This is a genomic window from Alienimonas sp. DA493, from assembly GCF_043951915.1.
In the GTDB taxonomy this organism is placed as follows: Bacteria; Planctomycetota; Planctomycetia; order Planctomycetales; family Planctomycetaceae; genus Alienimonas.
This window is the reverse complement of the sequence record NZ_JBINJD010000009.1, coordinates 59073-65130: the sequence shown is the minus strand read 5'-3', so window position 1 is coordinate 65130 and position 6058 is coordinate 59073. Positions and strand designations below refer to the sequence as shown.

The 6058-nt window shown below is 73.3% G+C and carries 5 protein-coding genes; 2 read left to right on the top strand and 3 right to left on the bottom strand.

Going from position 1 to position 6058, the window contains the following annotated elements; genetic code table 11:
- Positions 1-1587 (top strand): peptidoglycan D,D-transpeptidase FtsI family protein (locus tag ACG2DA_RS02620; protein ID WP_395253909.1); only part of this gene is annotated, 1587 nt, incomplete at its 5' end.
- Between the two features lie 3 nt (positions 1588-1590).
- Here the strand turns inward: ACG2DA_RS02620 and ACG2DA_RS02615 are convergent.
- On the bottom strand, positions 1591-2658 hold the full coding sequence (locus ACG2DA_RS02615) for an acyl-CoA dehydrogenase family protein (RefSeq protein ID WP_395253908.1): 1068 nt from the start codon (positions 2656-2658) through the stop codon (positions 1591-1593).
- On the bottom strand, positions 2658-2993 hold the full coding sequence (locus ACG2DA_RS02610) for a tetratricopeptide repeat protein (RefSeq protein ID WP_395253907.1): 336 nt from the start codon (positions 2991-2993) through the stop codon (positions 2658-2660). The genes ACG2DA_RS02615 and ACG2DA_RS02610 overlap by 1 nt, the downstream gene beginning before the upstream one ends.
- Before the next feature lie 416 nt (positions 2994-3409).
- On the opposite strand from ACG2DA_RS02610, the gene ACG2DA_RS02605 reads away from it, so the two are divergent.
- Positions 3410-4927, top strand: a complete 1518-nt coding sequence (locus ACG2DA_RS02605) for a trypsin-like peptidase domain-containing protein (RefSeq protein ID WP_395253906.1) — start codon at positions 3410-3412, stop codon at positions 4925-4927.
- Positions 4928-5024: 97 nt separating this feature from the next.
- Here ACG2DA_RS02605 and ACG2DA_RS02600 read toward each other — a convergent pair whose 3' ends face one another.
- Entirely contained in the window at positions 5025-5705 is a 681-nt protein-coding gene (locus ACG2DA_RS02600; RefSeq protein ID WP_395253905.1) for a hypothetical protein, read from the bottom strand.
- Positions 5706-6058 lie beyond the last annotated feature (353 nt).

Here is a 6058-nt window from a genome sequence, read left to right as displayed (position 1 = left end):
CGGGCCGCCGCGATCGGCGACGGCCCGCTGGACCGGGTTATCGCGGAACTCACCACGCCCCCGGACCGCGGCCGGATGGTGGACGACACGCTGGCGGAGGAACTCGCTTACCACCGGGCGCTGTCCGGGCTGGGGCCGCGGGTGGCCGCGGCGATCGAGGGCTCCCCGGACCGCTTCCCCGGCGTGCGGGTCGTGCCGGTCGTGGGCCGCCGCACCGCGGAGGGGCTGCCAACCCCGCACCTCGTCGGCCTCCGCACCACGCGGCCGGTGGAGGAGGGGGGCGAGGAGGTTCGCACCGGACTGACGGGCGTCGAGGCGGCGTTCGACGGCGTGCTCACCCACCGCCCCGGCTCCCGCCGCATCTGGGAGGACCGGCGGGGGGCGACGGTGCGGACGGAACTGCTCGAACCGCCGCGGCCCGGCCGGGACGTGCGGCTGACGGTCCGGGCCGACCTGCAAAGCCGCGTCGTCGCCCGGCTGGCGGTCGCGATGACGCCGCCGGAAGGACGCCCGATTCCCACCGGCGCCGCCGCGGTGCTGATGGACGTGAACACCGGCGCCGTGCTGGCGGCGGCGAGCCTGCCGAGCTACGACCCGGCCGATCTCCGCGATCCGGAGCGGTGGGACGAACTGCGGACCGACCCGCGGGCGCCGCTGTTGGACCGCGTCACCGCTGCGGCCCTGCCGCCGGGCAGCGTGTTCAAACCGGTGATCGTCGCCGCGGCCCTGGAGGAGGGCGTGGTGTTCGGCGACGGCTCGATCGAATGCCGCGGCTACCTCGACCGGCCGGAGCGACACCGCTGCGCCTGCTTCATCCAGCAGGAGGTCGGGCACGGCTACGTGAAGCCCGCCGACGCTCTCTGCCGAAGCTGCAACGTGTGGTGCTTCGACGCCGCCGACCGCCTCGGCCCCGCGGACGTGCGGCGCTGGGCGAACCGTTTCGGCTTCGGCGTCGCCCCCGGGACCGGGCTGCCGGGGGAGCGAGCCGGTTCCGTGCTGCCGGCGGAGGACGAGGCGATCTCCCGTGATCTGCTGATCGAGACCGGCGTGGGGCAGGGGGAGGTGACGGCGACGCCGCTGCAGGTCTGCCGAATGACCGCCGCGATCGCGAACGGGGGGCGGCTGGTCGCTCCCCGTCTGACCCTCCCCGATCCGCCGTCGCCGTCAGGCGGCGCGGGTCCGGGGAACGCGTCGCCTCACGGCGACGGCGTACCGGTGGAGTTGGCGGAGCGCACGTGGCTCGCCCTGCGGTCGGGCATGGACCGGGCGGTCAACGATCCGCTGGGCACCGCCTATCGGTACGCCCGCTCGCAGCGGTTGCGGGTGGCAGGGAAGACGGGCACCGCCCAGGTCGGCGGGGGGAAGCCGAGTCACGCCTGGTTCGCCGGGTACGGCACGCTGCCGGGGGCCGATCGGCCGGCGGTCGCCGTCTGCGTGATGCTGGAGCATGGCGGCAGCGGCGGGGCCGACGCCGCCCCGGTCGCCCGGGACCTGCTGGAAGCGTGGGCCGCTCTCTCTTCACCCGCCCGCGTTCCCCACGGGGCGCAGGCGGCCGGCGGGGAGTTCCGAATCCGCCGGGTGCAGTAGCGGTCAGAGGCCGCAGGCGAACTCCCGGAGGGCGGCGGCGGCGACGGGGGCGGGGCAGCTCCAGACCTGGAAGAACATCGCCTCCCGCACGAACCGGCCGGCCGGGTGCCCGGCGACGAAGCCGGCCCCCTTGCTGGCCGTCAGGTACGCCTGGGCGCTGCGGAGGCAGAGCGAATTCGCCCGCGTCCGCACCGACTGGGCGTTCAGTCCCTCGGGCAGTTCGTCCGTCGAGGTCGCGGCGGCGATCCGCTGAATGTCCGCGGAAAGCTTCTCTCGTTCCCGCTCCAGCGGATCGAGCGTCTCCCGCAGCTCCGGTCGTTTCTCCGCCTCCCCGGCGAGCCCCCGCAGGGAGCCGGCGGCGTGGCCGACGGCCAGGGCGCTGGTGCCGACCGACCCGGTGCCGCCGCTGCCCTGCTTCATCACCTCTGCGACCGGCCCGCTGACGACGGCGCCGGAGCCGATCTGCACGTCGTCCAACGTCAGCGAGGTGGTGGCGCTGGCGGTCAGGGCGAGCAGCTCCGGCGGGTCGGCGACCGTGACGCCGGGGGCGTCCGTCTTGATAAAGGCGAGGAACTGCCGGCCGTCGGGCAGCTCGGCGCCGGCGAGGATGCGATCCGCCATGCCGGCCCCGGTGCACCAGGGCAGCGTGCCGGAAAGCCTGTAGCCGTCGCCCTCCGCAGTCGCCTTCACCGCCGGTTCGCCGAGGTGGCGGCGGGAGGTCGTGAGGTGGCTGATGCCGACGGTGACGAACTGCTCCGCGGCGGCGAGCTTGGGCAGCAACTCCGCTTTCAGGGCCTCGTTCTCGCTGGGCACGAGCCGGCCGACGGCGGCGTTGAACTGCGTGAGGACGAAGGTGGCGCAGAGGTTCTCCGCGGCGAGGGCCTCGTAGCCGGCCATGATCTCCGCCGAGGAGAGCCCGGCGCCGCCGAACTGCGGCGGGATCGCCCAGCCGGTGACGCCGTCCTCGGCCATGCGGCGGAAGGCGGGCGCGGCGTCGGCGCCGGGGCGCTCCTGCGTCTCGGCGAGTTCTCGGAGGTCGCACCTCAGGCGCTCGGGGACGTGGTCCGTCATCAGCCCAGCGTCTCGAGGAAGCCGCTCATTTCGCCGGCGGCGTGGTCGTCGCCGGTGCGGGTGGCCACCTCGATGCCGGCCGTCAGCGTCTCGCGGGCCTCCTCGTCCCGGTCGCCGCGGGCGAGAGTCTGCCCCTTCATGAAGTAGGCGGGGACGTAGTCCGGGTGCTCCTCGATCACGCGGTCGAACTCCCGCAGGGCGGCGTCCTCGTCGGTCTTGGCCAATTCGAGCGCGAGGGAATAGCGGAGGAAGGCGTCGCCGGGGTCGTCGGCGAGCAGGCGTTCGAGCTTCTCCCGGCGGGTGGGCGCGGCGGGCGGCGGTTCGGGGGCGGACATGGCGCGAGGGGCGTTGGTTCGGTCGGGGGAGTGTACCGGACCGCGGCCCCTTCGCCTCCCACCGATCGCCGCCATGCCGTCGACAGGGCTCCGCCGGGCCGCTGCCGGGCCGCCGCCAGACCGTCGACGGGGCGCCGCGTCGGGACCGGGAGGGCGGCGGATCCGGGGCGTCGAAGCGCTTGGGACGCTCAGTTTCCGCGCCGCCCGTAACGGCCGTGCGGGGTGGTGCGGAGGCGGGGCGGGAATCTGTGCGGGACCGGTCGCGGGGCGTCAAGGGCGGTTTGACGAACCGTCGAAGACGGCCCGGCGGGGAGCCGGATTGCGGCCCCCCGCACGGAACGGACACCCACGCCTCACCCCCTTCTCCGCGGCGGTCGCGCAGGACGGGGGCGGCACCGCGCCCCGGCGAGCGTCGCATGATTCACACCGATTCTCCGCTCGCCGCCCGCGGCTCCGCCCTCGTTGGACTCGCCCGCGGGACCGTCCACGGAGATGCGATGAGCCGCACCGGCGTCGCCGCCCGCCTGACCTTGCTCGCCCTCCTCTGCGGGCCCACGCCCGGGTTCGCCCAGGCGCCGGAACAGGCGCCGGACTACGCCGCCGTCTCCCGCATCTCCCCCACGGTGGCGGCCGTGCGGCGGGCGGCGCCGAGCGTGCTGAACCTGCACTCCGTCAAAACGACCTACGACGACGAACCCGTCTTCGGCTCCCGCAAGCCGCGGAAGGTCAACGGGATGGGTACGGCGATCGTGGTCGACCCGCGGGGGTATCTGCTCACCAACCATCACGTCGTCGACGGGGTGGAGAGCCTGCGGGCCACCGACGAATCCGGCGCCAGCTACGTCGCCCGCACGCTGTCCGTCGACCCCCAGCACGACCTGGCGCTGGTCAAGATCGACGCCGACAACCTCCCGGTGATGCCGCTGGGCACCAGCTGCGATCTGATGCGGGGCGAGACGGTCATCGCCATCGGCAACGCCTTCGGCTACGAACACACCGTCTCCAAGGGGATCATCTCCCAGCTGTTCCGCGACGTGGAGGTGACGGAGACGCAGAGCTACCGGAACCTCATCCAGACCGACGCCAGCATCAACCCGGGCAACAGCGGCGGGCCGCTGATCAACGTGCGGGGCGAGGTGATCGGCATCAACGTCGCCATTCGGGCCGGCGCCCAGCGGATCGGGTTCGCCATCCCGATCGACGACGCCCGGGAGGTGCTCGCGGAACTGATGAGCGTCGAACGGCTGGAGAACCGCACCCACGGGGCGCAGTTCGCGGACCGGAAGACGCCGAGCAGCAAGCAGGCGGTGGTGGCCCGGGTGGATCCCCGCAGCCCGGCCGGCCGCGGCGGGCTGAACCGCGGGGACGTGGTGGAACGCGTCGGCCGCACCCCGGTCGAGGACGCCGCCGACTTCGAGCGGGCCCTGCTGGGCGTGCGTCCCGGCGAGACAGTCACCCTGACGGTGCTGCGGGACGGGAACCGGGTGCCGGTCTCCCTGAGCCTCCCCGGCGCCGGCCGGGCCGTCGCCCAGGTCCCGAGCCAGACTCGGCAGATCGCGGCCCGCACCGCCGCGGCCCGCACCGTGGAGCCGCCCCCGAAGAAGGCCACCGCCGACGACGCCGTGCAGCGGTTCGAGGCCCGCTCCGGCTGCAAGATCGAACGGGTCGTCGCCACGCCTGGCGAACGGCTGGCGGAGTTCGGCTACAAGGGCGGCTACCGCGTCGCCGAGGTCCGCTCCGGCGGCCCGGCCGACCGGGCGCTGATCAAAGCCGGCGACATCCTGCTGGGCCTGCACGACTTCAGCACGCTGATCCCCGCCGACTTCGCCTACATCCTCAACCTGGCCGCCGACGACGACGTGAAGATGCTCCGCTGCGACATCCTCCGCGGCAGCGACCGGCTCTACACCTTCCTCAAGCTGGACGAGGAATAGGCCGCTTTGCGGCAGGCGTAAGGGGCGAGGCGTAAGGCGTAAGTCTCGGGGAACGCCCCCTGTCACTGACGCCTTACGCCTCACCCCTTTCCCCTTTTCACGCCTCGGCGCTGATCTCGTAGGAGAGCTGGCTGAACGCCTCGGCGAGTTCGTCCGTGCTGCTGTGGACGTGTTCGGCCTCGGTGACGAACTTCATGCCGTCGTCCCGGGTCAGGCGGTGCTCGAACAGGACCTTTTCGAATTCGAACAGGTCCTGGCCGTACATCACGAGCAGCTTGTGCTCGTCGAACTGGACCTCCAGCGGGACCTTGGCGTTCAGCACGGCGATGCCGAGGCAGCCGTCGTCGAGGATCTCCTCCTCGTAGTCGTACAGGGCGCTTTTGAGGACCGGCAGGTCGATGCCCTCACGGACGAGGTCCTTGTGGCCGCTCTTGCCGGCGGCGTGGCTGCTTTCGAGGACCACGTCCACCTCGTCCCCCAGCGGGTCGAGCAGATCGAGGAACAGCTCGAACAGGTTCTCCCGGCTGGCGGCGGCCATCAGCACCGGCACCCGCACGCCGCTGGCGGAGTCCACGAAGTGATCGCGGCGGTAGCCGGCCTTCGGGACGACCCGCAGGTCATAGGCGGGGCGGACGGCGTCGGTCAGCGTGAAGTCGCCGTAGGTGGCGACCTTCAGGTGCCGTTCCAACTGCTCGTCGGAGAGCCCGCCGAAGCTGCTGGGGGCGGACGGGTCGGGGCCGGCGCCGCGGGTCTTCAGGAATTCGGTGAGGAAACTCATACCGGCGTCGGGCGGGGAGGGGCGGGGAGCCGGACCGACGGGGGGTCGTCAGGAACCCCATGCCGTTCGGCGGCCGCGTCCTCCTCAGCGGCGGCGGTCGTCGTTCGATCCCTCCCGCGGAGTCCCCGACGGGGAACGGGAGCGAACCGCCACGGCCGCGAAGGAACCTACCCCGCATCGGGGGGGCGGGCGCGAAGTTTCCCTCCGCGCCCGCACGGAAGCCGATCCGTCGCCCGGCGCGGTCGGAGCAGCCCGCACGCCTCGTCCCGGCCCGCAGGCCCGCCGTCGCCCGCAAACCCCGCCGGACCCGGCCGTCTGCACGCGGGCGGCCGCTCCCGGTAGGATGTCCGGCC

Coding starts and splice junctions, on each gene's coding strand:
- ACG2DA_RS02610 (WP_395253907.1), bottom strand. CDS start 2,993: ATGTCCGCCCCCGAACCGCCGCCCGCCGCGCCCACCCGCCGGGAGAAG.
- ACG2DA_RS02600 (WP_395253905.1), bottom strand. CDS start 5,705: ATGAGTTTCCTCACCGAATTCCTGAAGACCCGCGGCGCCGGCCCCGAC.
- ACG2DA_RS02615 (WP_395253908.1), bottom strand. CDS start 2,658: ATGACGGACCACGTCCCCGAGCGCCTGAGGTGCGACCTCCGAGAACTC.
- ACG2DA_RS02605 (WP_395253906.1), top strand. CDS start 3,410: ATGATTCACACCGATTCTCCGCTCGCCGCCCGCGGCTCCGCCCTCGTT.